The organism is Escherichia sp. TW09308, from assembly GCF_000208565.1.
GTDB lineage: Bacteria > Pseudomonadota > Gammaproteobacteria > Enterobacterales > Enterobacteriaceae > Escherichia > Escherichia marmotae.
Genome location: NZ_AEME01000001.1, coordinates 534579 through 559501 on the forward strand (window position 1 = coordinate 534579; position 24923 = coordinate 559501).

Here is a 24923-nt window from a genome sequence, read left to right on the forward strand (position 1 = left end):
TGTAGCATCTGATTTACGGCATCTTGCCGCTGTTAAAAAATCAGGCACAATTTCTTGTGCCTGATTGATGTTACTTGACGGGAGCGGGCTGTTCCGCGGGTCTGGCTTTTTCCAGACGCGCCAAATCAAGCGCGATGTTCACTGTCTCATCCAGATATGGATCCGGCTCCTTATAATCTTTTGGCAGATCATCCAGTTTCTTCAATGCCGGTTTTCCTTCGCGTTTAAAGCGATCGTTCAACCGCGCCAGACGCGTCGCATCATCTTCGTTATTCTCTTTTTCACGCACGGCGTAGTTCAGAGAGACGATGTTACGCTTATCCTTCATGGCGTTGAAGCGAGCGATATCCTTCATGATATTCTGGAATTCAGGATCCTTCGCGATACGCGCATTATGTTCCTTCAACAACTCCGGCTCAAATGCCGTTAAGTCTCCTGATTTCACATAGGTTGCTGCGTCGATGCTATCCCACGGCAGCGCATTATCTTCGAATTTCTCACCCGTTTCCGTCTCTTCATTGCCCGTAGGCATGATGATATCTGGCGTTACGCCCTTACGTTGCGTACTGCCACCGTTAACGCGATAGAATTTCTGGATTGTATATTGTACTGAGCCTAACGCAGGCCATTCTGGGCGCAACATCTGATCGTAGATGCGGTTCAGAGAGCGATACTGCTGGACTGTGCCTTTACCAAATGTCGGCTCGCCCACAACCAGCGCGCGACCATAATCCTGCATTGCGGCAGCAAAGATTTCCGAAGCCGAAGCACTGAAACGGTCAACCAGCACCACCAGCGGGCCTTTATAGAAGACCTGGCCGTCGGTATCACTGTCTTCACGGACTTTACCGTTGTTATCGCGAACCTGCACAATCGGACCTGATGGGATAAACAAACCAGAGAGCGATACCGCTTCAGTCAACGCACCGCCACCGTTGCTACGCAGGTCGATGATGACACTGCTGACATTTTGTTTTTCCAGTTTCTGCAGTTGAACTTTGACATCGTCCGTCAAGCCAACATAGAAGCCCGGAATATCCAGCACACCGACTTTTTCTTTGCCAACCGTCTTCACAGACATTTTAACGGCACGGTCTTCCAGACGAATGCGCTCACGCGTCAACGTCACCGTGCGGGTTTTAGTGCCTTTACCCGCAGGTAAAATTTCCAGACGAACCTTACTGCCCTTCGGCCCTTTGATTAAGGCAACAACATCATCAAGACGCCAACCGATCACATCAACCATCGGTTTACCGGTTTGTCCGACCCCGACAATTTTGTCACCAACGCTAATCGCTTTACTTTTCGCAGCCGGACCACCCGCCACCATCGAATTGATAACGGTGTAGTCATCATCCATTTGCAACACTGCGCCAATACCTTCCAGCGATAAACTCATTTCAGTATTGAACTGTTCGGTATTGCGCGGGGAAAGGTAGTTGGTATGCGGATCAATTTCGCGTGCGAAAGCCGTCATTGCCAGCGAGAAAACATCTTCGCTGTTAGTTTGCGTCAGGCGGCGAATAGCAAATTTGTAACGACGCGTCAGGGTTTCACGAATTTCTTTATCCGTTTTTCCCGCCAGCTTCAGGCTTAACTCGTCGAATTTAACTTTGCTGTCCCACAGCGCGTTTAACTCAGCCTCATTTTTCGGCCAGGGCGCTTTGCTGCGGTCAAGGTTATAAGAATCATTACCGGTAAAATCCATCGGTTTTTCCAGTACCGACAACGCATACTGGTAACGTTCGAAGCGGCGTTTTTGCGCCAGATTGTAAAGATCGTAGAAAACGTCGAGTTTGCCGGAACGAAGTTCATCGCCCAACTCGGTTTTCTTTTTCGCGAATTGTTCGACATCGCTAGCCAACAGCACGTTGTGGCTGTAATCAAGCAGATTCAGGTAGCGGTCAAAGATTTTGGCCGAGAACGCCTGATCGAGGTCGAATTGTCGATAATGGGAACGGGTGAAGCGCGACGTTACGCGCTCACTCACAGTTGCATGCTGCGTCTCTTCCTTTAATACCGGAATCTGATCAGCACGCGTAATATCTTCTACTGCGAAGGTCTGGCCTGCTATTGCAAGCAGGCCAGCTAACGCGGTAAGCCTAAAAAACATGTTCATGCCTGGCCCGGCCTCCGTTTCAGAACACCAGGTGTTCTGCGCGCACAATCAAAGACATACCCGAATTCAGTTGGACGCGGACGCCGTCTTTGGTGATTTCTAATACGGTGGCATCCATCGCGTTTTGACCAGCTTTCACCTTCAGGGCTTGTCCGACAGTCAGAGCTGAAATGTCAGAAACCGGGGTATGCTGTTCTTCGCGAGGTGCTTTTACTGTTTTTGGCGCTTTCTCAGCCGGTTTTTGCGCACGGGGTTTGCGCTCGGCGCCTTCTTTACGGCGTTGCGCAGCAGGACGTGGTTTACGTTCACGACGTGGTGCATCTTCTTTCTCACCAGCAGCGATGGCAGCTTCGCGTTTTTTAGCTTGCTGTTCAGCACGCTGGGCCTGAACGCGCGCTTTCGCTTCTTCAAGCTGCTTGCGAGCATGTTCTACATGTTGCTCGTCCAGCTCACCGCAAGGGTTGCCGTCAAGATCGACACGCGTCGCGCCTGGTTTAACACCATACAGGTAGCGCCAGCTCGAAGTGTAGAGACGTAAAGCGGATCGCAGTTGCGTTTTGCTCAGGTTCATTTCCCCGGCAACACGATCGACCAAATCCTGAAAAATACCGATTTTCAGCGGACGCGCTTCACCTTCCGCACTGAAACAGTGGGGAAAACGTTCGGCCAGAAACGCGATTACTTCTTTACTGCTATTCAACTTAGGTTGATTTTCCATGAAATTTCCTGATTACAACGGACGTAGCCAACAAGCGCAGGCATGAACAGGCGTCATTATAATGACGCCATCAGTAAATGCTACGTTATCCGTTGATTATCCTGCGACGCTCGCAAAGAATTTTTTGTAATCCGTCGTTGCAAGCACCTTTTCAAGCTGTGCCACAAGCTGACGTAAGCCTTGTTCGTCCTCGTCGGTGAAGCGACCGAAGACGGTACTGTCGATGTCGAGAACGCCAATAATCTGATTTTTCACCACCAACGGTAGAACAATTTCAGAATTACTCGCCGCATCACAGGCAATATGTCCATCGAATGCGTGAACATCCTCGATTCGCTGTACTTCGTTACGGGCAACCGCGGTGCCACACACGCCGCGCCCGACGGGGATCCGTACGCAGGCAATTTTGCCTTGAAACGGTCCGAGAACCAACGTCTCATCTTCGAGTAGATAAAACCCCGCCCAGTTTACGTCGGCCAGACGTTCGTATAATAACGCGCTGGTATTAGCCAGTGTTGCCAGAAAACTGGTTTCTCCCGCCATCAGCGCATTAAAGTCGCGGTTTAAGTCCGCGTAAAATTCTGTTTTGTTCATTATATAATCACTTGGTTGTCTTACCTGGAACTGCCAGCCTATTAAAATAAGCATTAAATGCGTTAATGCTCAAGATCATTCCCATCATGAGTTAAGATTAGTGTTAATTCTTATTACATTTGGCGCGTCATGGCTCTTTACACCCCACAAGTTACGCCAACAAAAAAATAACAGTGAGATCAATTGGCGAAGCGTTGCCGCATGGTGATTACCAACGCTGCCCGCAATGTGACATGCTGTTCAGCCTGCCAGAGATAAATTCACACCAAAGTGCCTATTGCCCACGCTGCCAGGCAAAAATCCGTGACGGACGCGACTGGTCGCTAACGCGCCTGGCGGCAATGGCCTTCACAATGCTGTTGCTGATGCCTTTTGCGTGGGGCGAACCACTATTGCATATCTGGTTGTTAGGTATTCGTATTGACGCCAACGTAATGCAAGGCATCTGGCAAATGACCAAACAGGGAGATGCGGTAACGGGCGCAATGGTTTTTTTCTGCGTTATCGGTGCCCCCCTCATTCTGGTGACATCTATTGCCTGGTTGTGGTTTGGTAATCGGCTGGGAATGAATTTACGTCCGGTGTTGCTGATGCTTGAGCGGCTGAAAGAGTGGGTAATGCTGGATATCTACCTGGTCGGCATTGCCGTTGCCTCTATAAAGGTGCAGGACTATGCCCATATCCAGGCCGGTGTCGGCCTATTCTCTTTTGTAGCGCTGGTGATTTTAACGACGGTGACGTTGTCACATCTTAATGTTGAACAGTTGTGGGAGCGATTTTACCCTGAACGCCCTGCCACGCGTAGGGATAAAAAACTACGCGTTTGTCTGGGGTGTCACTTTACCGGCTACCCTGATCCGCGCGGTCGCTGTCCCCGTTGCCATATCCCGCTTCGCCTGCGTCGCCATCATAGTATTCAAAAATGTTGGGCGGCGCTGTTAGCTTCAATCATCTTGTTGTTTCCTGCCAACCTGTTACCTATTTCGATCATTTATCTGAACGGTGGCCGACAAGAAGATACGATCCTTTCCGGGATTATGTCGCTGGCGAACAGCAATATTGCCGTTGCCGGAATCGTATTTATCGCCAGTATTCTGGTGCCATTTACCAAAGTGATTGTTATGTTCACTTTATTGTTGAGCATTCATTTTAAGTGCCAACAGGGGTTACGTACGCGAATAATGTTACTGCGAATAGTGACCTGGATTGGCCGCTGGTCGATGCTGGATCTGTTTGTCATTTCTTTAACCATGTCGCTGATTAATCGCGATCAAATCCTCGCTTTTACTATGGGACCGGCTGCGTTTTATTTCGGCGCAGCGGTTATTTTGACTATTCTTGCAGTGGAATGGCTGGACAGCCGCTTACTTTGGGATGCACATGAGTCAGGAAACGCCCGCTTCGACGACTGAAGCGCAAATTAAAACTAAACGCCGTATCTCACCTTTCTGGCTACTGCCATTCATCGCGCTAATGATAGCAGGTTGGCTAATTTGGGGGAGTTATCAGGATCGAGGCAATACCGTCACCATCGATTTTATGTCGGCGGATGGCATTGTTCCGGGTCGCACACCTGTTCGCTATCAGGGCGTTGAAGTCGGAACGGTGCAGGATGTCAGTCTGAGCGACGATCTGCGTAAGATTGAAGTGAAGGTCAGCATCAAGTCCGATATGAAAGATGCGTTGCGCGAAGAGACGCAGTTCTGGCTGGTGACGCCAAAAGCTTCGCTGGCAGGTGTTTCCGGGCTGGATGCGCTGGTCGGCGGAAACTATATCGGCATGATGCCAGGTAAAGGTAAAGAGCAAGATCACTTTGTCGCCCTCGATACCCAGCCCAAATATCGGCTGGATAATGGTGATCTTATGATCCATCTGCAAGCCCCCGATCTTGGTTCGCTGAACAGCGGCTCGTTGGTCTATTTCCGCAAAATCCCGGTGGGGCGAGTCTATGACTATGCGATCAATCCCAATAAGCAAGGCGTGGTGATTGATGTCCTGATTGAGCGGCGCTTTACCGACCTGGTGAAAAAAGGCAGTCGCTTCTGGAATGTTTCTGGCGTTGATGCCAATGTCAGTATCAGTGGCGCGAAGGTGAAACTGGAAAGTCTGGCTGCTCTGGTTAACGGTGCGATTGCCTTCGACTCGCCGGAAGAGTCGAAACCAGCCGATCCGGAAGATACCTTTGGTCTGTATGAAGATCTCGCCCACAGCCAGCGTGGGGTGCTCATAAAACTGGATCTGCCAAACGGAGTCGGATTAAGCGCCGATTCAACGCCGCTCATGTACCAGGGACTGGAAGTCGGGCAACTGACCAAACTGAATTTAAATCCAGGTGGCAAAGTTACTGGTGAAATGACCGTTGATCCCAGCGTAGTTACCCTACTTCGTGAAAATACTCGCATTGAGTTACGTAACCCGAAATTATCCCTCAGCGATGCCAATCTGAGTTCCCTACTGACCGGCAAAACCTTCGAACTGGTGCCAGGTAATGGCGAGCCACGCAAAGAGTTTGTTGTTGTGCCTGGCGAGAAAGCCCTGCTGCATGAACCGGATGTTATGACGCTGACCCTGACCGCGCCGGAAAGTTACGGTATTGATGCCGGTCAGCCGTTAATTCTGCATGGTGTACAGGTAGGCCAGGTAATTGAACGTAAACTTACCAGCAAAGGCGTCACCTTTACCGTTGCCATCGAACCGCAGCATCGTGAACTGGTAAAAGGTGACAGCAAATTTGTCGTTAATAGCCGTGTTGACGTGAAAGTGGGACTGGATGGCGTCGAGTTCCTCGGTGCCAGCGCCTCAGAATGGCTCAACGGTGGCATCCGCATTCTGCCGGGCGAAAAAGGCGAGATGAAAGCCAGCTATCCGCTGTATGCCAATCTGGAAAAAGCCCTGGAAAACAGCCTGAGCGATTTGCCTACAACGACCGTGAGTTTGAGCGCGGAAACGCTGCCAGATGTGCAGGCGGGATCGGTAGTGCTGTACCGCAAATTTGAGGTTGGTGAAGTTATTACCGTACGTCCTCGGGCCAATGCCTTTGATATCGATCTGCATATTAAGCCGGAATATCGCAATCTCCTGACCAGCAACAGTGTGTTCTGGGCGGAAGGTGGCGCAAAAGTTCAGCTTAACGGCAGCGGCCTGACCGTACAGGCATCACCGCTTTCACGGGCATTAAAGGGGGCTATCAGTTTCGATAACCTCAGCGGTGCCAGCGCCAGTCAGCGTAAAGGCGACAAGCGAATTCTATATGCTTCCGAAACAGCCGCTCGTGCGGTTGGCGGGCAGATTACGCTCCATGCTTTCGATGCCGGAAAACTGGCTGTTGGTATGCCAATTCGCTATCTCGGTATTGATATCGGGCAGATCCAGACGCTGGATCTGATCACCGCACGCAATGAAGTACAGGCAAAAGCGGTGCTCTATCCGGAATATGTCCAGACCTTCGCCCGCGGAGGTACGCGCTTCTCGGTGGTCACACCACAGATTTCGGCAGCGGGTGTTGAGCACCTTGATACCATCCTTCAGCCGTATATCAATGTCGAACCTGGTCGGGGTAATCCTCGCCGTGACTTTGAGTTGCAAGAAGCCACCATTACCGATTCTCGTTACCTTGATGGCTTAAGCATTATTGTTGAAGCGCCAGAAGCCGGGTCATTAGGCATTGGTACTCCGGTACTGTTCCGTGGTCTGGAAGTAGGTACGGTTACCGGAATGACGCTGGGGACATTGTCAGATCGGGTGATGATTGCGATGCGCATCAGTAAGCGATACCAGCACCTGGTGCGTAACAATTCCGTCTTCTGGCTGGCATCGGGCTACAGTCTGGACTTTGGCCTGACGGGTGGTGTGGTGAAAACCGGCACCTTTAATCAGTTTATCCGTGGAGGGATCGCCTTCGCTACCCCACCAGGAACGCCACTGGCACCGAAAGCTCAGGAAGGCAAACACTTCCTGTTGCTGGAAAGCGAACCGAAAGAGTGGCGTGAATGGGGCACCGCCCTGCCTCGTTAATCTCCTCCTGCTCCGGCGTGCCTGCGCCGGAGCGTTTATGCTAAACTGCGCGCCTGTTTTTTTCCGCTGGTACATACTTGTGGCTCAACACACCGTTTATTTCCCGGACGCCTTTTTGACGCAAATGCGCGAAGCGATGCCTTCGACGCTCTCTTTTGATGATTTTCTCGCCGCCTGCCAGCGCCCGTTGCGCCGCAGCATTCGCGTTAATACGCTGAAAATCTCCGTTGCTGATTTCCTGCAATTAACCGCACCTTACGGCTGGACGTTAACACCGGTTCCCTGGTGTAAGGAAGGTTTCTGGATTGAACGCGACGATGAAGAGGCATTACCGTTGGGCAGTACCGCCGAACATTTAAGTGGCCTGTTTTATATTCAGGAAGCCAGTTCGATGTTACCGGTTGCGGCGTTGTTTGCCGATGGTAACTCCCCGCAACGGGTGATGGATGTGGCGGCTGCGCCGGGATCAAAAACCACGCAGATTGCTGCGAGTATGAATAATGAAGGCGCGATCCTTGCCAATGAGTTTTCCGCCAGCCGGGTAAAGGTGTTACATGCCAATATCAGCCGCTGCGGTATCAGTAATGTAGCTTTAACGCATTTTGATGGCCGCGTGTTTGGTGCAGCGTTGCCAGAAATGTTCGACGCCATTTTGCTGGATGCTCCCTGCTCCGGTGAAGGTGTGGTACGTAAAGACCCCGACGCGCTGAAAAACTGGTCACCGGAAAGCAACCTGGAAATCGCCGCCACCCAGCGTGAACTGATTGACAGTGCATTTCATGCCTTACGTCCTGGCGGTACGCTGGTTTACTCGACCTGTACCTTAAACCGTGACGAAAACGAAGCCGTTTGCCTGTGGCTGAAAGAGACTTATCCCGATGCAGTAGAGTTTTTGCCGTTGGGCGATCTCTTCCCTGATGCCAAAAAGGCGCTGACCGAAGAAGGCTTCTTGCACGTCTTCCCACAAATTTATGACTGCGAAGGCTTCTTCGTTGCTCGTCTGCGTAAAACTCAGGCCATTCCTGCCTTACCCGCACCGAAATACAAAGTGGGCAATTTCCCGTTTAGCCCAGTGAAAGATCGCGAAACCGCACAAATTCGGCAGGCGGCTGCGAATATTGGCTTACAGTGGGACAAAAACCTGCGTCTCTGGCAGCGTGATAAAGAAATCTGGTTATTCCCGGTGGGCATTGAAGCGTTGATCGGTAAAGTCCGATTTTCTCGTCTGGGAGTAAAACTTGCCGAAACGCATAACAAAGGTTACCGCTGGCAGCATGAAGCGGTCATTGCCCTTGCCTCACCCGACCACGCTAACGCGTTTGAACTAACACCACAAGAAGCAGAAGAGTGGTATCGTGGGCGCGATGTTTACCCGCAGACCGCACCAACCGGGGATGATGTGTTGGTCACCTTCCAGCGCCAGCCAATCGGTTTAGCCAAACGTATTGGCTCGCGACTGAAAAACAGTTACCCGCGTGAGCTAGTGCGCGACGGAAAACTTTTTACGGGTAAAGCCTGACAGTACACAAAAAGCGCACGTTTTGACTGGCGAATCTGACTGCCTTGACTAGGCTGAAAAATGGTGCGATCGGACTGGTCGTACCACAACCAGCACTTCAATGGAGAGCACGAAGATGAAAACCAGTGTGCGCATAGGCGCTTTTGAAATCGATGACGGCGAGTTACACGGCGAATCGCCTGGTGACCGAACGTTGACCATTCCCTGTAAATCTGACCCGGATTTATGTATGCAACTGGATGCCTGGGACGCTGACACCAGCATTCCTGCCCTGCTAAACGGCGAACACTCTGTCCTTTACCGTACCCGCTACGATCAACAGTCCGATGCCTGGATTATGCGTCTTGCCTGATCCAAAAAGAACCCGTCGGCATGACGGGTTATTTATCCCGGTTATTTTCCCGTTGTAAAATCTCTCCTAAACTTAACGGTACGGCAACGCACTTCGAGGATGAAATGTTCGCGCTGGTACTTTTTGTTTGCTATCTGGACGCTGGTTGTGAAGATATTGTGGTTGATGTCTACAATACGGAACAGCAGTGCCTCTACTCAATGGACGATCAACGGATCCGCCACGGTGGCTGTTTTCCCGTTGAAGATTTCATTGATGGGTTCTGGCGGCCTGCGCAAGATTACAGTGACTTTTAATTACTGGAGTCGTTCCAACGTGAGTGTTCCACCAAAGACCGCGCCGGTATCAATATAATGCAAGTTACCGATATCTACGCGATGGCGTAATGGCGTATGACCAAACCAGAAATGATCAGCGCCGGTAATTCCCTGCCCTTTTCGGCCTTCACGCAATCGCGAGCGACTCCACAACACCTGATGCAGATCGACTTCCTTATGCCACTCATAAATATCATTGGGGTAATCCGCATGGGCGATGACATGCAGTCCGCTACTACAGCTTAATTCAATTATCCACGGCAAAGACCCGCACTTTTCCAGCGCCCTTCTCGCTTGCTCACGTTGGTGCTCTGTCAGTGCGGCAAACCAGTCGCCACCATTCATAAACCACAAAGACATCTGCTGCGATGCCAGCGCATCCATCGCCATCTGCTCATGATTGCCTCTTACCGCCCTGACCCAGCGTTGATCCAGTAATTGCAGGCAACGCAAACTCTCCGGGCCACGATCGATAACGTCACCAACCGAGATTAACAAGTCTTGCCACGGGTCAAACCGGCAGAACCATAATTTCTCTCGCAGTTGCGCCAGGCAGCCATGAATATCACCCACCAGCCAAATATGTCGCCACTGACTACCATCAATTCTCTGATAGATGTGGCCTGCCTGTTTCATCAATTCCTTACTCCCGCGCATAAGATCACATTATTTTAACAAAAATGTTAAAAAAGCCTGGACTGAAGCAGTAGAGTGTGTGTTATGGTTGATTGTGAAGTCAGTGAGGGAAAAGCAGTAATGCCATTATCAAACTGGCTTTATAGATAAAAAGAGACCGAACACGATTCCTGTATTCGGTCCAGGGAAATGGCTCTTGGGAGAGAGCCGTGCGCTAAAAGTTGGCATTAATGCAGGCTTAGTTGCCTTGCCTTTTAAGAATAGATGACGACGCCAGGTTTTCCAGTCCGCGCGTAAAGTGGTCAGAAAAAAAGCGCGTTTATCATCCTCTAAAATGTTAAAAACCGCCCGTTCTGGTGAAAGCACCCGGGCGGTTTTTTATTTAAAATCAAAAAATTACTATAGATAATTAACAGAGTCTCTCTGCTCTTTCAATAAACGGTGCCAGACTCACTTTTTCACCTGGTTTATTGGGATCATCAATCTGGATCACCGAAATGGGCTGGGCTTTAGTCTTCCCGCTGGCTACTTCCTTTTGTGCGATATCGTTTAAAGGATACTGCACCAGGGTACTTGGGTTAATGACATACAAAGCATTGCCCGGACGACAGGTCAGCATCACCTCTTCGCGATTAAACGCCCATTTGTCTTTACCCATTTCAAAACGGCTGACGGTAATCACCTGCGGAGCCGCCAACGCCGCTGCCGAACTGGTGAGTAACAGAAACGCCAGAATACTTTTTTTCATCATTTTCGTAATCCATCAAAAAGGTTCGAGAGTCGCAAGCAGGCTGATAATCACCAGCACTACCGCACCTATCGCCCATTCGAGTTTAGTCATCCACACAAACCAGGGTGCCGCACGGTCTTCGTCCTGCCCCATGCGCGGAACAAGAACATAACGATTTGCCAGCGCGATGGCCACCATAACCATTACCAGTATGACTTTAAGTAATAAAAGCTGCCCCCAGTACGTCGCAAGTGTGGGGGAAAATCCAGTGATTAACAATGTATTAAGCACACCACTGCCCAGTACACCTATCACAGCAAAATGCCCACACCGGGAAAATCGCATCAGTGCATGAATGGCCTCACGTCGCCAACGCCCTTTCACCAACTGCATACACCAGACGACCGGCAGCAAGCCACCAAACCATGCCGCCGCACAGATCAGATGTACGGCGTGATTCGTCTGATGGATTTTCGCCGTTAATCCTTCGTTTAATGTCGCGTGTCCTACTCCCGCCATCAAAATAAATTGCGCGGTAGTTAACATAAACAACAAACGAGGCATATTCCGTGGTTGCATCAGAGCCACGGTCAGCGTAACGAGGGCGAGAACGATTTGCCAAATCCAGACACCACCAAACTGTGTTTGTAACACCGACAACCAAATGTTCAACGACACCACATCCGGCCATCCCGCGCCCATCAACCCTCCCTGAACGGCGAACATCGCAGCGGCACTGCTCAAACTCCAGACGGCGGCGTGCTGTTGTATACGCAGAAAACGTTTCGTCAGTAATCGACGAATTGTTACTGGTGCCAGCCATGCTCCATACATCGCGAAGCCAAAGACCAGCATCAGGGAGATAAAATGGATAAATCGTAGTGCGACCCAGGTAAACGCCAACATGCTTTATTTCACTGTAAAGGTGTATTGCCCTTTGGTTTTATGCCCGTCCACCGAAACAACATGCCAGTTAACGGTATAACTCCCGGGCTTCAGGGCGTCGGCAAGCGGAACAATCAATTGGGTTTTGTCCTGTTCATTACGCTTCGCGGGTAACGTTTTAATATTTTCATTCTTTGAGCCAATGACTTTTGCGCCGCTGAACCCGGGTTCAATACTTTCAGAGAAGTTTAAAGTAATGGCCTGTGGAGCAGCGATAACCTCCGCATTCGCCGCAGGATACTGATGCGTCAAATGCGCATGCGCCCAGGCAGAAGGTACTCCCAGCGAAGCTGTCAGAAATGTCAGCGCATAACGAAGGGAACGTGCAGTTGAAGCCATATTATCTATTCCTTTTTGTAATAACTTTTTTACAGAGCATAACCTTGTCTAATGATAGAGTCGAGGATCATCAATTCCGGCTTGCCATCCTGGCTAACTCTTAGTAACTTTTGCCCGCGATTAATGAGGAGACACAGCATGTTGAAGAATCTGGCCAAACTGGATCAAACTGAAATGGATAAAGTTAATGTCGATCTGGCGGCCGCCGGGGTAGCATTTAAAGAACGTTACAATATGCCGGTGATTGCTGAAGCGGTTGAACGTGAACAACCAGAACACCTGCGAAGCTGGTTTCGTGAGCGCCTTATCGCCCACCGTCTCACCTCTGTAAATCTGTCACGTTTACCTTACGAACCTAAACTTAAATAAACCTTATATTAAGTTACACTTCCTTACATGATGCCTGCTAAATTATGAGTATTTTCTTATTCTCACCAATATTTGCGGACACTGTGAAAAGGAAGTCATCATGTCATACAGGAAAGTCGCAGCAGCACAATATGAGCCTCGTAAAGCCTCACTCACTGAGCAGGTAGCCCATCATCTGGAGTTCGTGAGGGCTGCCGCCAGACAGCAGTGTGAACTTTTGGTTTTCCCCTCGCTTTCTCTACTGGGATGTGATTATAAACGACGCCCTCTTCCTGCCCCGCCCGACCTCTCGCTATTAGACCCGCTTTGTTATGCCGCAATGACTTATCGAATGACCATTATTACCGGCCTTCCCGTTGAATATAACGATCGATTTATTCGTGGAATTGCCGTATTTGCACCGTGGATGAATGCGCCAGCAATTTATCATCAAAGTCACGGAGCATGCCTGGGGCGACATTCCAAAACCATCACGGTGGTGGATGGACAACCTGAAGGTATTGATATGGACCCGAGCTGCTCACTCTTTACCACCGGTCAGTGCATCAGCGAGCCAGATTTATTGACTTCTACTCGCCACTTACAATTTTTCTCACATCAATATTCCATCGCTGTTCTAATGGCTAATGCCCGCGGTAATAGTGCATTGTGGGATGAATATGGTCGCCTCATCGTCCGCGCCGATTACGGTTCGTTATTGTTAGTTGGTCAGCGCACATCGCAGGGTTGGCAAGGCGATATCATTCCATTACGCTAGGCGTTTTCGACCCGGAGTTTTGCCATGTTGCGTATTATCGATACTGAAACCTGCGGTTTACAGGGAGGGGTCGTGGAGATTGCCTCTGTTGATGTTGTTGACGGGAAAATCGTTAACCCTATGAGCCACCTTGTTCGCCCCGACCGCCCTATCACTCCGCAGGCTATGGCGATCCACCGTATTACTGAAGCCATGGTTGCTGACAAACCGTGGATTGAAGACGTGCTCCCACACTACTACGGTAGTGAATGGTATGTCGCCCACAACGCCAGCTTTGACCGCCGTGTACTGCCTGAAATGCCCGGTGAGTGGATCTGCACGATGAAATTGGCCCGTCGTTTGTGGCCGGGGATCAAGTACAGCAACATGGCGCTGTATAAAACACGTAAGCTCAATGTGCAAACGCCGCCGGGGCTGCATCACCACCGTGCGCTGTATGACTGTTACATCACCGCGGCCTTACTTATCGATATTATGAACACATCCGGCTGGACGGTAGAACAAATGGCGGATATCACCGGGCGTCCGTCATTGTTAACGACATTCACGTTTGGCAAGTATCGCGGCAAAGCGGTATCAGAAGTTGCAGAGCGCGATCCGGGCTATCTGCGCTGGTTGTTTAATAACCTCGACAGTATGAGCCCGGAACTGCGTTTAACCTTGAAGCACTATTTGGCGGATGCTTAAGCCGCTGGCTGACCAGGTAATGCTCCCTGCGCCAGCGCGACCAGAAAAGCATATTCCATTGCCACACCTTCGTAAGATTTAAAGCGACCGGATTTGCCGCCATGCCCCGAGTCCATGTCGGTACATAACAGCAACAGATGGTCGTCTGTTTTAAGCTCGCGCAATTTAGCCACCCATTTTGCCGGTTCCCAGTATTGCACCTGTGAATCGTGTAAACCTGTCGTCACCAGCAAATGTGGGTAAGCCTGCGCCGTGACATTGTCATACGGGCTGTAGCTTTTCATGTACTCGTAATATTGTAGATCCTGCGGATTCCCCCACTCTTCAAACTCGCCCGTAGTGAGCGGAATCGACTCATCAAGCATCGTCGTCACCACATCGACAAACGGCACCTGGGCAATAACGCCGTGGAACAATTCTGGTCGTTCATTGATAGCGACCCCCATCAACATGCCACCCGCGCTACCACCCATCGCATAACAGAGCGAAGGAGAACCGTAACCCAGCTTTAACAGTGCGTCGCAGGCATCAAGATAATCATTGAAAGTATTTTTCTTTTTCAGGAACTTGCCATCTTCGTACCACTGCTGCCCCAGTTCACCACCGCCACGAACATGCACAATGGCGTAGACAAAGCCGCGATCCAACAAACTCAGGCGACTAAAACTGAAATCGGCATCAATACTTGCGCCGTAAGAACCATATCCGTACACCAGCAGCGGGTTGTGCCCTTTGCGGAAATGTTTGCGATGATAAACCAACGAAACCGGAACTTCGACGCCATCACGGGCGGTGATCCACAGGTGTTCACTACGGTAATTCTCTGCATCAAAACCGGGCACTTCAGTTTGTTTTAATACGCGGCGTTCACCGGTGTCCATATCCAGTTCAAACAGCGTGTCTGGCGTGGTCATGGAGGAATAGCCGTAACGCAATCGCGAAGTTTCAGGTTCCGGATTATAGGCAATCCAGGTGACGTAAGCCGGATCGTCAAAAGCAATACCGATAACTTCCCGCGTTTTGCGATTGATTTGCCGCAGACTGGTTAACCCACGCTGGCGCTCTTCAACCACCAGCCAGTCGGTAAACAGCGTAAATCCTTCCAGCATGATGTTATCGCGTGGCGGAATTAACTCTTCCCACTGCTGCTCTTCACGCATTCGGGTACGATATAAACCAAAGTTTTTGCCGTTACGGTTAGAGCGTAGATAAAAGCGGTGCTGATAATGATCGAGACTGTATTCGTGATCTTTACGCCGCGGCAAAAAGACAAACGGTTCTGCATCGGCCAGCTCGGCATCCAGCAGACGAACTTCACTGGTCGTGGCGCTGGCAAGGTGAATAACCACATAGTGTTTTGATGTCGTTTTATGCAGACTGACATAAAAAGTATCGTCTTTTTCTTCGTAGATCAGTTTATCTTGCGATGCCGGAGTCCCGATGGCGTGCCGCCAGACCTGATAAGGCAGCAGAGTTACCGGATGCTTACGCACATAATAAAAAGTCCATGAGTCATTCGCCCAGACAAAGCTGGGTTCCACATTATCCAGCAGTTCGGGATACCAGTTGCCCGTTTCAAGATTGCGAAAACGGATGCCGTACTGGCGTCGGGAAAGGAAATCTTCTGCCAGCGCCATAATGGTGTTATCGGGCGTTATAGCCATGCCGCCCATAGAATAAAATTCACTGTGTGCCGCCCGCTTGTTGGCATCAAGCAACGTTTCCCATTCGTCCCACTCTTCAGTGAATGCAGACTGGCGTTGATAAATGGCATATTCACTGCCGGGTTCATAAATATGCCGGTAACGATAACCGTTTTTAATATAAGGCGCAGAGACTTCTCTTTGCGGGATACGCTCAATGATTTCTTTTAGTATCCGATCCTGCAGGGCTTGTTGCGAAGCCATCACCTGGTGCCCGTAACTATTTTCCTGTTGCAGGTAATTCAGTACTTCCGGCTGCGAGCGCGTGTCGTCCCGCAACCAGTAGTAATTGTCGATACGCGTATCACCATGAAGCGTCATGGCATGGGGAATTCGAGCAGCTTTTGGTAGCATGTTATTGTTCTTTCTGGTTGAAGCATCTTATAAGGGTGGCAAAACTCACCCGGGATGCAAGCGAAACAGGACAGTCATTGCAGCGATGATGACACGTTATGAAGTGAAAATCGAAAGGTAGCAGGCAGATAAAATCAGTCGGTTCAACTAGCTGTGCGAGTTTGTATAGCCCGAAAAACGTAAATATAGGGCTATACAGAGAGAAGGATTATTCAGACAAAGTACGCTTTTGCTGTTCGAGATCGCGTTCGATCCCTTCGCGAACATCCTGGGGAATTTTCAGCGCGTCGCCCAGTGCATTCAGGTAACTACGCTCCATAAAATGGTCAATATCAATAGCTGCACAGCTCAGGAAATAGATTTCCAGCGCCTCTTCTTCGTTTCGAACCCCCAGGGCCAGACGCTGAGGATCCAATGGCTGTTCGATTGCCTGCTCGATAAGAACACGGCCCTGCTCTTCTACACCCGCTTCACGCAATTGCTGATCGATAGCCGCACGCTCTTTGGCATCAATATGACCATCACTTTTAGCGGCAAATACCAGCGCGAGGATCAAACGTTCCGTGCGCTCATCCAGCGGCGTGCTCTGGGTGCCGAATTGCGGTTCGTTCTGGTGCGCCGCGCGAATTTTATCTTTGTATTTGTTCCACAGCACCGTACCAGCCACCGCGCCACCGCCTACCAGCAACGCATTCGTGCCATACTTCGTTAAAAGTTTACGTGCTGATTTATTCGCTACCAGTAACCCAGCCAGCCCGCCTAATGCGCCCGGCACTAAAAGTTTGCCCAATCCCTGATCCGTAGACGAGGAGGTAGAAGAACTGTTTTGCCCGAGAAGGGATTGCAGTTGATTTAACCAGTTAGCCATGTTTGCTCCTCAATAACCATTTTAATGCCTGTAGCATAGCGGATGAGGATGTCAGAAAGTGTATATTGAGGCAAAAGATGCGCAAATTAGCGGACAGCAAGGAAGCCAGCCACGGAAAATGGTGATCGGGTTATTTAGGGTAATTGCGATGGTAGAGGTTTGTAGCCGTAATTGGAGTTACCTTATGCTGATTGCCTGATGCGACGCTGTCGCGCCTTATCAGGCCTGCGGGATCTGGTGCGTTATAGAGCGGATAAGACGCTCGCGCCGCATCCGCCAGGGGTTATGTGCAATGACTGACAGCAATTAACGACGCTGGTAATCCGCCATTCCCGCTTTACAGTCCACATTAACCAGATAATGAATATCAGCGCTTTTACCACGCACTGTCAGCGGAACTGACCATTTATCATCTTTACCCTGAATATCCTGCACACTGACCCACGCTACCGGATCGGCCTGACCAACGATTTTTTGATCGTCTGCCCAGCGCGCGACGCGGTTTTGTTGATAATCGCGTTTTACACTCGCAGCGATTCCGGCTGCATCCAGACCTTCACACTTTGGGAAAGTGACCGACTTGCTGGTTTCGTTATTTGCAGCGAAAACTGATGCACAGGCAGAAAGCAGTAACAGCCCCAACAACGCCCCTCTTTTTTTCATGTTTTTCTCCATAGCACAATGATTCAGGAGAAAGCATGGTACAAATTATCAGGAGCGCAAGTGGCTTCAGGCGGCGTGTGTCTCATCTGCCACATCAGAGCGACTACCGACCACCTGGGGGGACGGTAATTTACCAGTTTTCAGAATCGTGCTAAGCACATCTTTCTGTTCTGCCAGCCACAGCGAAAGCGCTTCACGTTGCTCGTCTTCCATTTGTACTGGAGAATTTGTCAGCCAGGTGTCGAGCAGATCCGCCGTATCAAGCATTTTGTCATAAGCATCGGCTTCCTTTTTGCTGGTAAACGACATCTTCTCTTCGCCCTCACGAATGACTACGTATTTAATTTCAACCGCCATTTGCAGCCTCTCACAATAACTGTAATTTTATACAGTATAATTCTTTTCGGTCTTGAAATCAACACGAGCAATCAAGCAATAAAGACATACGCAAACGTTTTCGTTTATACTGCGCGCGGAATTAATCAGGGGATATTCGTTATGACGTTATTAGGCACTGCGCTGCGTCCGGCAGCAACTCGCGTGATGTTATTAGGCTCCGGTGAACTGGGTAAAGAAGTGGCCATCGAGTGCCAACGCCTCGGTGTAGAAGTGATTGCGGTCGATCGCTATGCCGACGCGCCAGCCATGCATGTCGCGCATCGTTCTCATGTCATCAATATGCTGGATGGCGATGCGTTGCGCCGTGTGGTTGAACTGGAAAAACCGCACTATATCGTGCCGGAGATCGAAGCTATTGCCACCGATATGCTGATCCAGCTTGAAAAGGAAGGGTTGAATGTTGTCCCCTGCGCTCGTGCGACTCAGCTAACGATGAATCGCGAAGGGATCCGTCGCCTGGCGGCAGAAGAACTTCAGCTTCCCACTTCAACGTATCGTTTTGCCGATAGCGAAAGTCTTTTCCGCGAGGCGGTTACCGCCATTGGCTATCCCTGTATCGTTAAACCGGTCATGAGTTCTTCCGGCAAGGGGCAGACGTTTATTCGCTCTGCCGAACAGCTTGCTCAGGCGTGGGAGTACGCCCAGCAAGGTGGTCGCGCCGGGGCGGGACGCGTGATTGTTGAAGGCGTGGTTAAGTTTGACTTTGAGATTACCCTACTAACCGTCAGTGCGGTGGATGGCGTCCATTTCTGTGCACCAATAGGTCATCGTCAGGAAGATGGTGACTATCGCGAATCCTGGCAACCGCAGCAAATGAGTCCACTGGCTCTGGAACGTGCGCAGGAGATTGCCCGCAAAGTGGTGCTGGCGCTGGGCGGCTATGGTCTGTTTGGTGTGGAGTTGTTTGTCTGTGGCGATGAGGTGATTTTCAGTGAAGTCTCCCCTCGCCCGCATGACACCGGGATGGTGACGTTAATTTCTCAGGATCTCTCGGAATTTGCCCTGCATGTACGCGCGTTCCTCGGACTGCCTGTTGGCGGGATTCGTCAGAATGGCCCTGCCGCTTCTGCAGTTATCCTGCCGCAACTGAGCAGTCAGAATGTCACGTTTGATAATGTGCAGAATGCCGTTGGCGCAGGTTTGCAGATTCGTTTATTTGGTAAGCCGGAAATTGATGGCAGCCGTCGTCTGGGTGTGACACTGGCTACAGCGGAGAGCATTGATGAGGCGATTGAACGCGCGAAGCACGCCGCCGCACAGGTGAAAGTACAAGGTTAAGTCCGTCAGAAACACGCTGCAAAAATGCCCGATCATGGATCGGGCATTTTGACTTTTACAGCTTCGCGCCTTCTACTGCTTCACGTGCCAGCTTAGTGATGCGGTCGTAATCGCCTGCTTCCAGCGCATCCGCCGGAACCAGCCATGAACCACCGATACACAGCACGCTTTTCAGCGCCAGGTAGTCACGGTAGTTAGCCGGAGAAATACCACCAGTCGGGCAGAAACGAACCTGGGAGAACGGGCCTGCGATCGCCTGCAGTGCTTTCACGCCGCCATTAGCTTCCGCCGGGAAGAATTTGAACTCTTTCAGGCCGTAGTCCATACCCAGCATCAGTTCAGAAACAGTGCTGATACCTGGAATCAGAGGAATGGAGCCTTCAGTCGCTGCTTTCAGCAGTGGTTCAGTCAGACCCGGGCTAATGGCGAACTGTGCGCCTGCTTCGGTCACTTCTGCCAGTTGCTGTGGGTTCAGCACAGTACCAGCACCCACAATCGCTTCCGGTACTTCTTTGGCGATTGCACGGATAGCATCAACTGCACACTCGGTACGCAAAGTCACTTCCAGAACGCGCACGCCACCAGCAACCAACGCTTTTGCCATTGGCACCGCGTGTTCCAGTTTGTTTACCACAATAACCGGTACAACCGGGCCAGTGGTCAGGATTGATTCTGCACTTGTTTTCCAGTTTTTCATCAGAGTTTTCTCTCGCCTGATTACAAATTTTGTCGTCTTAAAAAGTGATACAGGTTGCGCCCTGTTCGGCACCGGACAGTTTTTCACGCAAGGCGCCGAATAATTCACGTCCTGTTCCTACGCGTGACGCGCTCAGGTCAGGAATGTGTGGTTCGCGAGCAGCCAGTTCCGCTTCGTCTACCAGCAACGTCAGTTCGCCTGTCTGTCCATTCACACGAATGATGTCTCCATCGCGCACTTTCGCCAGTAACCCGCCATCGTAGGCTTCTGGTGTTACGTGGATAGCTGACGGCACTTTACCTGAAGCACCGGAGAGGCGTCCATCGGTAACTAACGCAATTTTGAAACGCCGGTCCAATAATACACCAAGTGGCGGCATGAGTTTATGTAATTCTGGCATTCCGTTCGCTTTTGGCCCCTGATGACGAACAACAACCACACAATCACGGTCCAGCAAACCCGCTTCAAAGGCTGGCATAACGTCATGCTGGCTCTCGAAAACAACCGCAGGCGCTTCAATTACCTGGTTTTCAACGGGTACAGCGGAGGTTTTCATAACCGCACGGCCCAGGTTACCGCTTAACACTTTTGTCCCACCATGATGAGAGAAAGGTTGTTCGAAGGAAGCGATCACATTGCTGTCGAGCGATTTTTCTGCACCTTCTCGCCAGTCCAGCTCACCGTTATTCAGCCACGGCTCGAGGGTATAACGAGAAAGACCAAAACCCGCTACCGTATTCACATCTTCATGCAGCAGACCCGCCTTGAGCAGTTCACGCACCAGCACCGGTACGCCTCCCGCCGCCTGGAAGTGATTAATATCGGCCGGGCCGTTCGGGTAGAGACGCGCCATCAGCGGTACGACATCAGAAAGATCAGAGAAGTCATCCCAGTTAATCTGAATACCCGCCGCACGCGCCATCGCCACCAGGTGCATTGTATGGTTAGTGGAACCACCTGTTGCCAGCAGCGCCACGATACCGTTCACCACCACTTTCTCATCAATCATCTTACCGATTGGCATCCATTCATTACCATTGCCGGTCATGCGTGTAACCTGGCGCGCAGCGGCTGCAGTTAATGCATCACGCAGTGGAGAGTCCGGATGAATAAAAGAAGAGCCTGGCAACTGCATCCCCATAAATTCAACCACCATCTGATTGGTGTTGGCTGTACCGTAAAAAGTACACGTACCCGGCGCATGATAAGACGCGGCTTCTGACTCCAGCAGCGCCATACGATCCACTTTTCCTTCAGCATAAAGCTGGCGAATGCGAACTTTCTCTTTGTTTGGCAAACCACTTGCCATCGGGCCTGATGGCACAAATACCGCAGGCAGATGACCGAACGACAGTGCAGCCATTGTCAGCCCTGGGACAATCTTGTCGCACACGCCGAGGAACAGCGCGCCATCAAACATGTTATGAGACAGCCCCACCGCCGCCGACATGGCAATCACTTCGCGGCTTAACAGCGACAGCTCCATTCCGTCCTGCCCCTGGGTGACACCATCGCACATCGCCGGAACACCCCCCGCCACCTGGCCGACCGCGTTAGCTTCATGCAGTGCTTTACGAATAATCTCTGGATAATGTTCATAAGGCTGGTGGGCAGAGAGCATGTCGTTGTAGGAGGTGATAATGGCGATATTGTTACGCAACATGCTTTTCAGGGAGGCTTTGTCTTCTGGCTGGCAAGCGGCGAAACCGTGTGCCAGATTACCGCATGCCAACTGCGAACGATGAACGGTCGAGGTTTTCGCTTGTTCGATCCGGGCGAGATAAGCAGAACGAGTCGCGCGCGAACGTTCAATAATTCGATTTGTTACGCGTAACAATTGTGGATTCATAAAGGCTCCTGAAATTGAGTTGTCAGAGCAGGGTGATTCACAATGCGTTTCACTCAAGAAAAATATGACTGAAACGCCTGTAACCGGAGCTCATAGGGCAGAAACGTTTCAGTGAGTGTAATAAAAAAAGCCTCGTGGGTGAATCCACACGAGGCTCAAAAGTGTAAAAATTACTCTACAATCTGTGCAAGATCATGTTACCGGTAAAATAACCCGTAAGGATAAGTCGAGATATTACTCAAACTCATTCCAGGAGCGACCGTCACGGGTAATCATCGCCACCGAGGCAACCGGGCCCCAGGTTCCGGCCTGATACGGTTTCGGCGCATCGTTGTCCATCGCCCATGCTTCAGTAATGGAATCTACCCATTTCCACGCTTCTTCCACTTCATCGCGACGCACAAACAACGCCTGAATACCGCGCATCGTTTCCAGCAACAGACGCTCATAAGCATCAGCCAGATGCGTCTGATTAAAGGTTTCTGAATAGCTCAGATCCAGTTTGGTGATTTGCAGATTATGTTTGTGATCAAGACCAGGGACTTTATTCAACACCTGGATATCCACGCCCTCATCGGGTTGCAGACGAATAGTCAGTTTGTTCTGCGGCAGATCCTGCCACGACTCTTTGAACAGATTCAGTTCTGGTGTTTTGAAATAGACCACAACTTCAGAGCATTTTGTCGGCAGACGTTTACCTGTTCGCAGGTAGAACGGCACGCCAGCCCAACGCCAGTTATCGATGTCGACGCGGATAGCCACGAAGGTTTCCGTGTTACTGCTTTTATTCGCACCCTCTTCTTCCAGATAGCCTGGTACTTTTTTGCCCTGAGCGAAGCCTGCGGTGTATTGCCCGCGTACTGTTTTTTCACGCACATTGGTGCGGTCAATTCGACGCAATGACTTCAGTACTTTCACTTTTTCATCACGGATGCTGTCGGCGCTCAGGTCGGACGGCGGAGACATCGCAATCATGCAAAGAATTTGCAGCAGGTGGTTCTGGATCATATCGCGCATCTGACCGGCTTTATCAAAATACCCCCAGCGCCCTTCGATTCCGACCTCTTCTGCCACCGTGATCTCAACATGATCAATGGTGCGATTGTCCCAGTTGTTCACAAACAGAGAGTTAGCAAAACGCAGCGCCAGCAGGTTCAGTACCGTTTCTTTACCCAGATAGTGGTCGATACGGTAAACCTGGCACTCCTCGAAATATTCGCCTACCTGATCGTTAATTTCACGCGAAGTCGCCAGTGATGTTCCCAGCGGTTTTTCCATGACCACGCGAGCAGGTTTAGCATTCAGTTTTGCCTCACCCAGCCCTTTGCAGATCGCACCAAAGGTGCTTGGTGGCATGGCAAAGTAGTTAATGGTGATACGATTTTTTTGATCCAGCATCGCGCCAAGGCGGTTGAATGCGGCCGTGTCATTGACATCAAGATTACAAAAATCCAGACGCGCACTCAGGGTATCCCACAGACCTTCATCAATGGTTTCTTTCATGAAGGTTTCAAGCGCCTCGCGGACAACTTTGGTATATGCCGCTTTATCCCAGTCAGCACGCCCTACGCCGATAATCCGGGTGTCCGGGTTGAGCTGACCGGCTTTTTCCAGTTGATACAGGGAAGGCAGCAATTTACGACGCGCAAGGTCGCCTTTCGCGCCGAAAATGACCAGGTCACAGGCCTGGGCTGTTTGCGTTACCGCCATGTCATTCTCCTTAAGTTAACTAACCCGGTACTTAAGCCTGGGTATATTTGTAATTTTCTTACGGTGCACTGTACTGCTTTTACGGGCTTGCGAAAACTGTAAACGCTTATCCACCCGTGCGATTACAGCAAAAGCGCGCAAAGTGCGGCAAAACTGATAAAAAAACCATCGTTTTCCATTGGGTAAAAATCTGACACTGATCATGTTATGAAAAAAAATAACAACTTTTTTATCTGCTTTTGTCATTAACCCAGCACACAGGCGTAATATCTGACAAAACTGCATTTCGATTTCTTTCAGAGCGGAAATCGTCATTACCCGTGAGTCTCTTTACATCATGAATATGCTGGAAAAAATCCAGTCTCAACTGGAACATTTGAGCAAATCAGAACGCAAAGTTGCCGAGGTCATTCTTGCTTCGCCCGACAACGCGATCCATTCGAGTATTGCTGCTCTGGCGCTGGAAGCCAATGTTAGCGAGCCGACGGTGAATCGTTTCTGTCGCAGCATGGACACTCGCGGTTTTCCTGATTTTAAACTGCATCTGGCGCAAAGTCTGGCGAATGGCACTCCTTATGTTAATCGCAACGTCAATGAAGATGACAGCGTTGAATCATACACAGGGAAAATATTTGAGTCGGCAATGGCTACTCTTGATCACGTCCGTCACTCGCTGGATAAATCCGCCGTCAATCGTGCCGTTGATCTCCTCACCCAGGCGAAGAAAATTGCCTTTTTTGGATTAGGTTCTTCCGCTGCCGTTGCCCACGATGCGATGAATAAGTTTTTTCGCTTCAATGTTCCGGTGATCTACTCGGACGATATCGTACTGCAACGAATGAGTTGTATGAATTGTAGTGATGGTGACGTCGTTGTGCTGATTTCCCACACCGGCAGAACAAAAAATCTGGTTGAACTGGCGCAACTGGCGCGAGAAAACGACGCAATGGTGATTGCCCTCACCTCAGCGGGAACGCCACTCGCCCGGGAAGCAACGCTGGCAATTACCCTCGATGTACCGGAAGATACTGACATTTATATGCCCATGGTCTCTCGACTTGCACAGTTGACCGTGATAGATGTGCTGGCAACAGGATTTACTTTGCGACGCGGAACAAAATTCAGAGATAACTTGAAGCGGGTCAAGGAAGCTCTCAAGGAATCGCGTTTTGATAAGCAGTTACTTAATTTAAGTGACGATCGCTGAAACGATAGTCACTGTTCTATCCTTATACGACATTCGCATGTGTTTAATTTAGAACCGTTATCGTTTTAATTTATGCGAATTTCATGTTCAAGCAACACC

At 50.4% G+C, this 24923-nt stretch carries 24 protein-coding genes and 1 pseudogene; 10 read left to right on the top strand and 15 right to left on the bottom strand.

Annotation, left to right across the window (positions count from 1 at the left end):
* Nucleotides 1-70 precede the first annotated feature (70 nt).
* The 3 genes from prc to msrC form a co-directional block, all read right to left on the bottom strand.
* Entirely contained in the window at nucleotides 71-2119 is a 2049-nt protein-coding gene (prc, locus tag ESM_RS0102745) for a carboxy terminal-processing peptidase (protein WP_001055772.1), read from the bottom strand.
* Nucleotides 2120-2138: 19 nt separating this feature from the next.
* Entirely contained in the window at nucleotides 2139-2837 is a 699-nt protein-coding gene (gene proQ, locus ESM_RS0102750; protein ID WP_000431382.1) for an RNA chaperone ProQ, read from the bottom strand.
* A gap of 96 nt (nucleotides 2838-2933) precedes the next feature.
* Nucleotides 2934-3431: an L-methionine (R)-S-oxide reductase gene (msrC, locus tag ESM_RS0102755; RefSeq protein ID WP_001043873.1), complete on the bottom strand. Its 498-nt coding sequence runs from the start codon at nucleotides 3429-3431 to the stop codon at nucleotides 2934-2936.
* A gap of 129 nt (nucleotides 3432-3560) precedes the next feature.
* On the opposite strand from msrC, the pseudogene yebS reads away from it, so the two are divergent.
* The 5 genes and pseudogenes from yebS (at nucleotide 3561) to ESM_RS0102780 (ending at nucleotide 9612) form a co-directional block, all read left to right on the top strand.
* Nucleotides 3561-4843: pseudogene (gene yebS, locus ESM_RS0102760) on the top strand (membrane integrity lipid transport subunit YebS).
* Nucleotides 4812-7445, top strand: coding sequence for a lipid-binding membrane homeostasis protein YebT (gene yebT, locus ESM_RS0102765; RefSeq protein WP_000076949.1), 2634 nt, complete (start codon nucleotides 4812-4814; stop codon nucleotides 7443-7445). The pseudogene yebS and the gene yebT overlap by 32 nt, the downstream one beginning before the upstream one ends.
* A 79-nt stretch (nucleotides 7446-7524) precedes the next feature.
* Nucleotides 7525-8964, top strand: a complete 1440-nt coding sequence (rsmF, locus tag ESM_RS0102770) for a 16S rRNA (cytosine(1407)-C(5))-methyltransferase RsmF (protein WP_010376177.1) — start codon at nucleotides 7525-7527, stop codon at nucleotides 8962-8964.
* 115 nt (nucleotides 8965-9079) lie between these two features.
* Nucleotides 9080-9316: a YebV family protein gene (locus ESM_RS0102775; protein ID WP_001516264.1), complete on the top strand. Its 237-nt coding sequence runs from the start codon at nucleotides 9080-9082 to the stop codon at nucleotides 9314-9316.
* Nucleotides 9317-9420: 104 nt separating this feature from the next.
* Nucleotides 9421-9612, top strand: coding sequence for a YebW family protein (locus ESM_RS0102780; RefSeq protein WP_001516263.1), 192 nt, complete (start codon nucleotides 9421-9423; stop codon nucleotides 9610-9612).
* Here ESM_RS0102780 and pphA read toward each other — a convergent pair whose 3' ends face one another.
* The 4 genes from pphA to yobA all read right to left on the bottom strand — a co-directional run bounded on the left by pphA (nucleotide 9613) and on the right by yobA (nucleotide 12283).
* On the bottom strand, nucleotides 9613-10269 hold the full coding sequence (gene pphA, locus ESM_RS0102785; RefSeq protein WP_000806226.1) for a protein-serine/threonine phosphatase: 657 nt from the start codon (nucleotides 10267-10269) through the stop codon (nucleotides 9613-9615).
* 409 nt (nucleotides 10270-10678) lie between these two features.
* On the bottom strand, nucleotides 10679-11020 hold the full coding sequence (locus ESM_RS0102790) for a YebY family protein (protein WP_000976465.1): 342 nt from the start codon (nucleotides 11018-11020) through the stop codon (nucleotides 10679-10681).
* 12 nt (nucleotides 11021-11032) lie between these two features.
* Complete coding sequence (gene copD, locus ESM_RS0102795) at nucleotides 11033-11905, bottom strand: copper homeostasis membrane protein CopD (RefSeq protein ID WP_000879335.1); 873 nt, start codon at nucleotides 11903-11905, stop codon at nucleotides 11033-11035.
* 3 nt (nucleotides 11906-11908) lie between these two features.
* Nucleotides 11909-12283 carry a CopC domain-containing protein YobA gene (gene yobA / locus ESM_RS0102800; RefSeq protein WP_000168753.1) on the bottom strand — a complete coding sequence of 125 codons (375 nt, stop codon included), beginning with the start codon at nucleotides 12281-12283 and terminating at the stop codon, nucleotides 11909-11911.
* Nucleotides 12284-12421: 138 nt separating this feature from the next.
* On the opposite strand from yobA, the gene holE reads away from it, so the two are divergent.
* The 3 genes from holE to exoX all read left to right on the top strand — a co-directional run bounded on the left by holE (nucleotide 12422) and on the right by exoX (nucleotide 14096).
* Nucleotides 12422-12652 (top strand): DNA polymerase III subunit theta, encoded by a 231-nt coding sequence (holE, locus tag ESM_RS0102805; RefSeq protein ID WP_000916764.1) that lies wholly within the window; start codon nucleotides 12422-12424, stop codon nucleotides 12650-12652.
* A 100-nt stretch (nucleotides 12653-12752) separates the two neighbouring features.
* Entirely contained in the window at nucleotides 12753-13409 is a 657-nt protein-coding gene (gene yobB / locus ESM_RS0102810) for a carbon-nitrogen hydrolase family protein YobB (protein ID WP_000122137.1), read from the top strand.
* 24 nt (nucleotides 13410-13433) lie between these two features.
* Nucleotides 13434-14096 carry an exodeoxyribonuclease X gene (gene exoX, locus ESM_RS0102815; RefSeq protein ID WP_000944296.1) on the top strand — a complete coding sequence of 221 codons (663 nt, stop codon included), beginning with the start codon at nucleotides 13434-13436 and terminating at the stop codon, nucleotides 14094-14096.
* Here exoX and ptrB read toward each other — a convergent pair.
* The 4 genes from ptrB to yebG all read right to left on the bottom strand — a co-directional run bounded on the left by ptrB (nucleotide 14093) and on the right by yebG (nucleotide 18041).
* Nucleotides 14093-16153: an oligopeptidase B gene (ptrB, locus tag ESM_RS0102820; RefSeq protein ID WP_000936973.1), complete on the bottom strand. Its 2061-nt coding sequence runs from the start codon at nucleotides 16151-16153 to the stop codon at nucleotides 14093-14095. The genes exoX and ptrB overlap by 4 nt on opposite strands.
* A gap of 208 nt (nucleotides 16154-16361) precedes the next feature.
* Nucleotides 16362-17021, bottom strand: a complete 660-nt coding sequence (locus ESM_RS0102825) for a tellurite resistance TerB family protein (protein ID WP_000024720.1) — start codon at nucleotides 17019-17021, stop codon at nucleotides 16362-16364.
* Nucleotides 17022-17327: 306 nt separating this feature from the next.
* Nucleotides 17328-17684, bottom strand: a complete 357-nt coding sequence (gene yebF, locus ESM_RS0102830; RefSeq protein ID WP_001516261.1) for a protein YebF — start codon at nucleotides 17682-17684, stop codon at nucleotides 17328-17330.
* A gap of 66 nt (nucleotides 17685-17750) precedes the next feature.
* Nucleotides 17751-18041, bottom strand: coding sequence for a DNA damage-inducible protein YebG (yebG, locus tag ESM_RS0102835; protein ID WP_000257577.1), 291 nt, complete (start codon nucleotides 18039-18041; stop codon nucleotides 17751-17753).
* Nucleotides 18042-18182: 141 nt separating this feature from the next.
* Here yebG and purT point away from each other — a divergent pair, with 141 nt between their 5' ends.
* Nucleotides 18183-19361 carry a formate-dependent phosphoribosylglycinamide formyltransferase gene (gene purT / locus ESM_RS0102840; protein ID WP_000173498.1) on the top strand — a complete coding sequence of 393 codons (1179 nt, stop codon included), beginning with the start codon at nucleotides 18183-18185 and terminating at the stop codon, nucleotides 19359-19361.
* A 55-nt stretch (nucleotides 19362-19416) separates the two neighbouring features.
* Here the strand turns inward: purT and kdgA are convergent, their stop codons facing one another.
* The 4 genes from kdgA to ESM_RS0102860 form a co-directional block, all read right to left on the bottom strand.
* Nucleotides 19417-20058: a bifunctional 4-hydroxy-2-oxoglutarate aldolase/2-dehydro-3-deoxy-phosphogluconate aldolase gene (kdgA, locus tag ESM_RS0102845; protein WP_000800529.1), complete on the bottom strand. Its 642-nt coding sequence runs from the start codon at nucleotides 20056-20058 to the stop codon at nucleotides 19417-19419.
* A 37-nt stretch (nucleotides 20059-20095) separates the two neighbouring features.
* Nucleotides 20096-21907, bottom strand: coding sequence for a phosphogluconate dehydratase (gene edd / locus ESM_RS0102850; protein ID WP_001069440.1), 1812 nt, complete (start codon nucleotides 21905-21907; stop codon nucleotides 20096-20098).
* Between the two features lie 234 nt (nucleotides 21908-22141).
* Nucleotides 22142-23617 carry a glucose-6-phosphate dehydrogenase gene (gene zwf / locus ESM_RS0102855; RefSeq protein ID WP_000301721.1) on the bottom strand — a complete coding sequence of 492 codons (1476 nt, stop codon included), beginning with the start codon at nucleotides 23615-23617 and terminating at the stop codon, nucleotides 22142-22144.
* A 15-nt stretch (nucleotides 23618-23632) separates the two neighbouring features.
* The gene (locus ESM_RS0102860) at nucleotides 23633-23932 is read right to left on the bottom strand and encodes a hypothetical protein (RefSeq protein ID WP_000155615.1); all 300 of its coding nucleotides are present in this window, start codon (nucleotides 23930-23932) and stop codon (nucleotides 23633-23635) included.
* A 22-nt stretch (nucleotides 23933-23954) separates the two neighbouring features.
* Here ESM_RS0102860 and hexR point away from each other — a divergent pair, with 22 nt between their 5' ends.
* Nucleotides 23955-24824, top strand: coding sequence for a DNA-binding transcriptional regulator HexR (gene hexR / locus ESM_RS0102865; RefSeq protein WP_001056699.1), 870 nt, complete (start codon nucleotides 23955-23957; stop codon nucleotides 24822-24824).
* Nucleotides 24825-24923 lie beyond the last annotated feature (99 nt).

Coding starts and splice junctions, on each gene's coding strand:
- copD (WP_000879335.1), bottom strand. CDS start 11,905: ATGTTGGCGTTTACCTGGGTCGCACTACGATTTATCCATTTTATCTCC.
- kdgA (WP_000800529.1), bottom strand. CDS start 20,058: ATGAAAAACTGGAAAACAAGTGCAGAATCAATCCTGACCACTGGCCCG.
- yobB (WP_000122137.1), top strand. CDS start 12,753: ATGTCATACAGGAAAGTCGCAGCAGCACAATATGAGCCTCGTAAAGCC.
- edd (WP_001069440.1), bottom strand. CDS start 21,907: ATGAATCCACAATTGTTACGCGTAACAAATCGAATTATTGAACGTTCG.
- pphA (WP_000806226.1), bottom strand. CDS start 10,269: ATGAAACAGGCAGGCCACATCTATCAGAGAATTGATGGTAGTCAGTGG.
- ptrB (WP_000936973.1), bottom strand. CDS start 16,153: ATGCTACCAAAAGCTGCTCGAATTCCCCATGCCATGACGCTTCATGGT.
- yobA (WP_000168753.1), bottom strand. CDS start 12,283: ATGGCTTCAACTGCACGTTCCCTTCGTTATGCGCTGACATTTCTGACA.
- ESM_RS0102825 (WP_000024720.1), bottom strand. CDS start 17,021: ATGGCTAACTGGTTAAATCAACTGCAATCCCTTCTCGGGCAAAACAGT.
- purT (WP_000173498.1), top strand. CDS start 18,183: ATGACGTTATTAGGCACTGCGCTGCGTCCGGCAGCAACTCGCGTGATG.
- yebG (WP_000257577.1), bottom strand. CDS start 18,041: ATGGCGGTTGAAATTAAATACGTAGTCATTCGTGAGGGCGAAGAGAAG.
- msrC (WP_001043873.1), bottom strand. CDS start 3,431: ATGAACAAAACAGAATTTTACGCGGACTTAAACCGCGACTTTAATGCG.
- ESM_RS0102860 (WP_000155615.1), bottom strand. CDS start 23,932: ATGACGATTTCCGCTCTGAAAGAAATCGAAATGCAGTTTTGTCAGATA.
- ESM_RS0102780 (WP_001516263.1), top strand. CDS start 9,421: ATGTTCGCGCTGGTACTTTTTGTTTGCTATCTGGACGCTGGTTGTGAA.
- yebT (WP_000076949.1), top strand. CDS start 4,812: ATGAGTCAGGAAACGCCCGCTTCGACGACTGAAGCGCAAATTAAAACT.
- holE (WP_000916764.1), top strand. CDS start 12,422: ATGTTGAAGAATCTGGCCAAACTGGATCAAACTGAAATGGATAAAGTT.
- hexR (WP_001056699.1), top strand. CDS start 23,955: ATGAATATGCTGGAAAAAATCCAGTCTCAACTGGAACATTTGAGCAAA.
- zwf (WP_000301721.1), bottom strand. CDS start 23,617: ATGGCGGTAACGCAAACAGCCCAGGCCTGTGACCTGGTCATTTTCGGC.
- exoX (WP_000944296.1), top strand. CDS start 13,434: ATGTTGCGTATTATCGATACTGAAACCTGCGGTTTACAGGGAGGGGTC.
- ESM_RS0102775 (WP_001516264.1), top strand. CDS start 9,080: ATGAAAACCAGTGTGCGCATAGGCGCTTTTGAAATCGATGACGGCGAG.
- proQ (WP_000431382.1), bottom strand. CDS start 2,837: ATGGAAAATCAACCTAAGTTGAATAGCAGTAAAGAAGTAATCGCGTTT.
- yebF (WP_001516261.1), bottom strand. CDS start 17,684: ATGAAAAAAAGAGGGGCGTTGTTGGGGCTGTTACTGCTTTCTGCCTGT.
- ESM_RS0102790 (WP_000976465.1), bottom strand. CDS start 11,020: ATGATGAAAAAAAGTATTCTGGCGTTTCTGTTACTCACCAGTTCGGCA.
- prc (WP_001055772.1), bottom strand. CDS start 2,119: ATGAACATGTTTTTTAGGCTTACCGCGTTAGCTGGCCTGCTTGCAATA.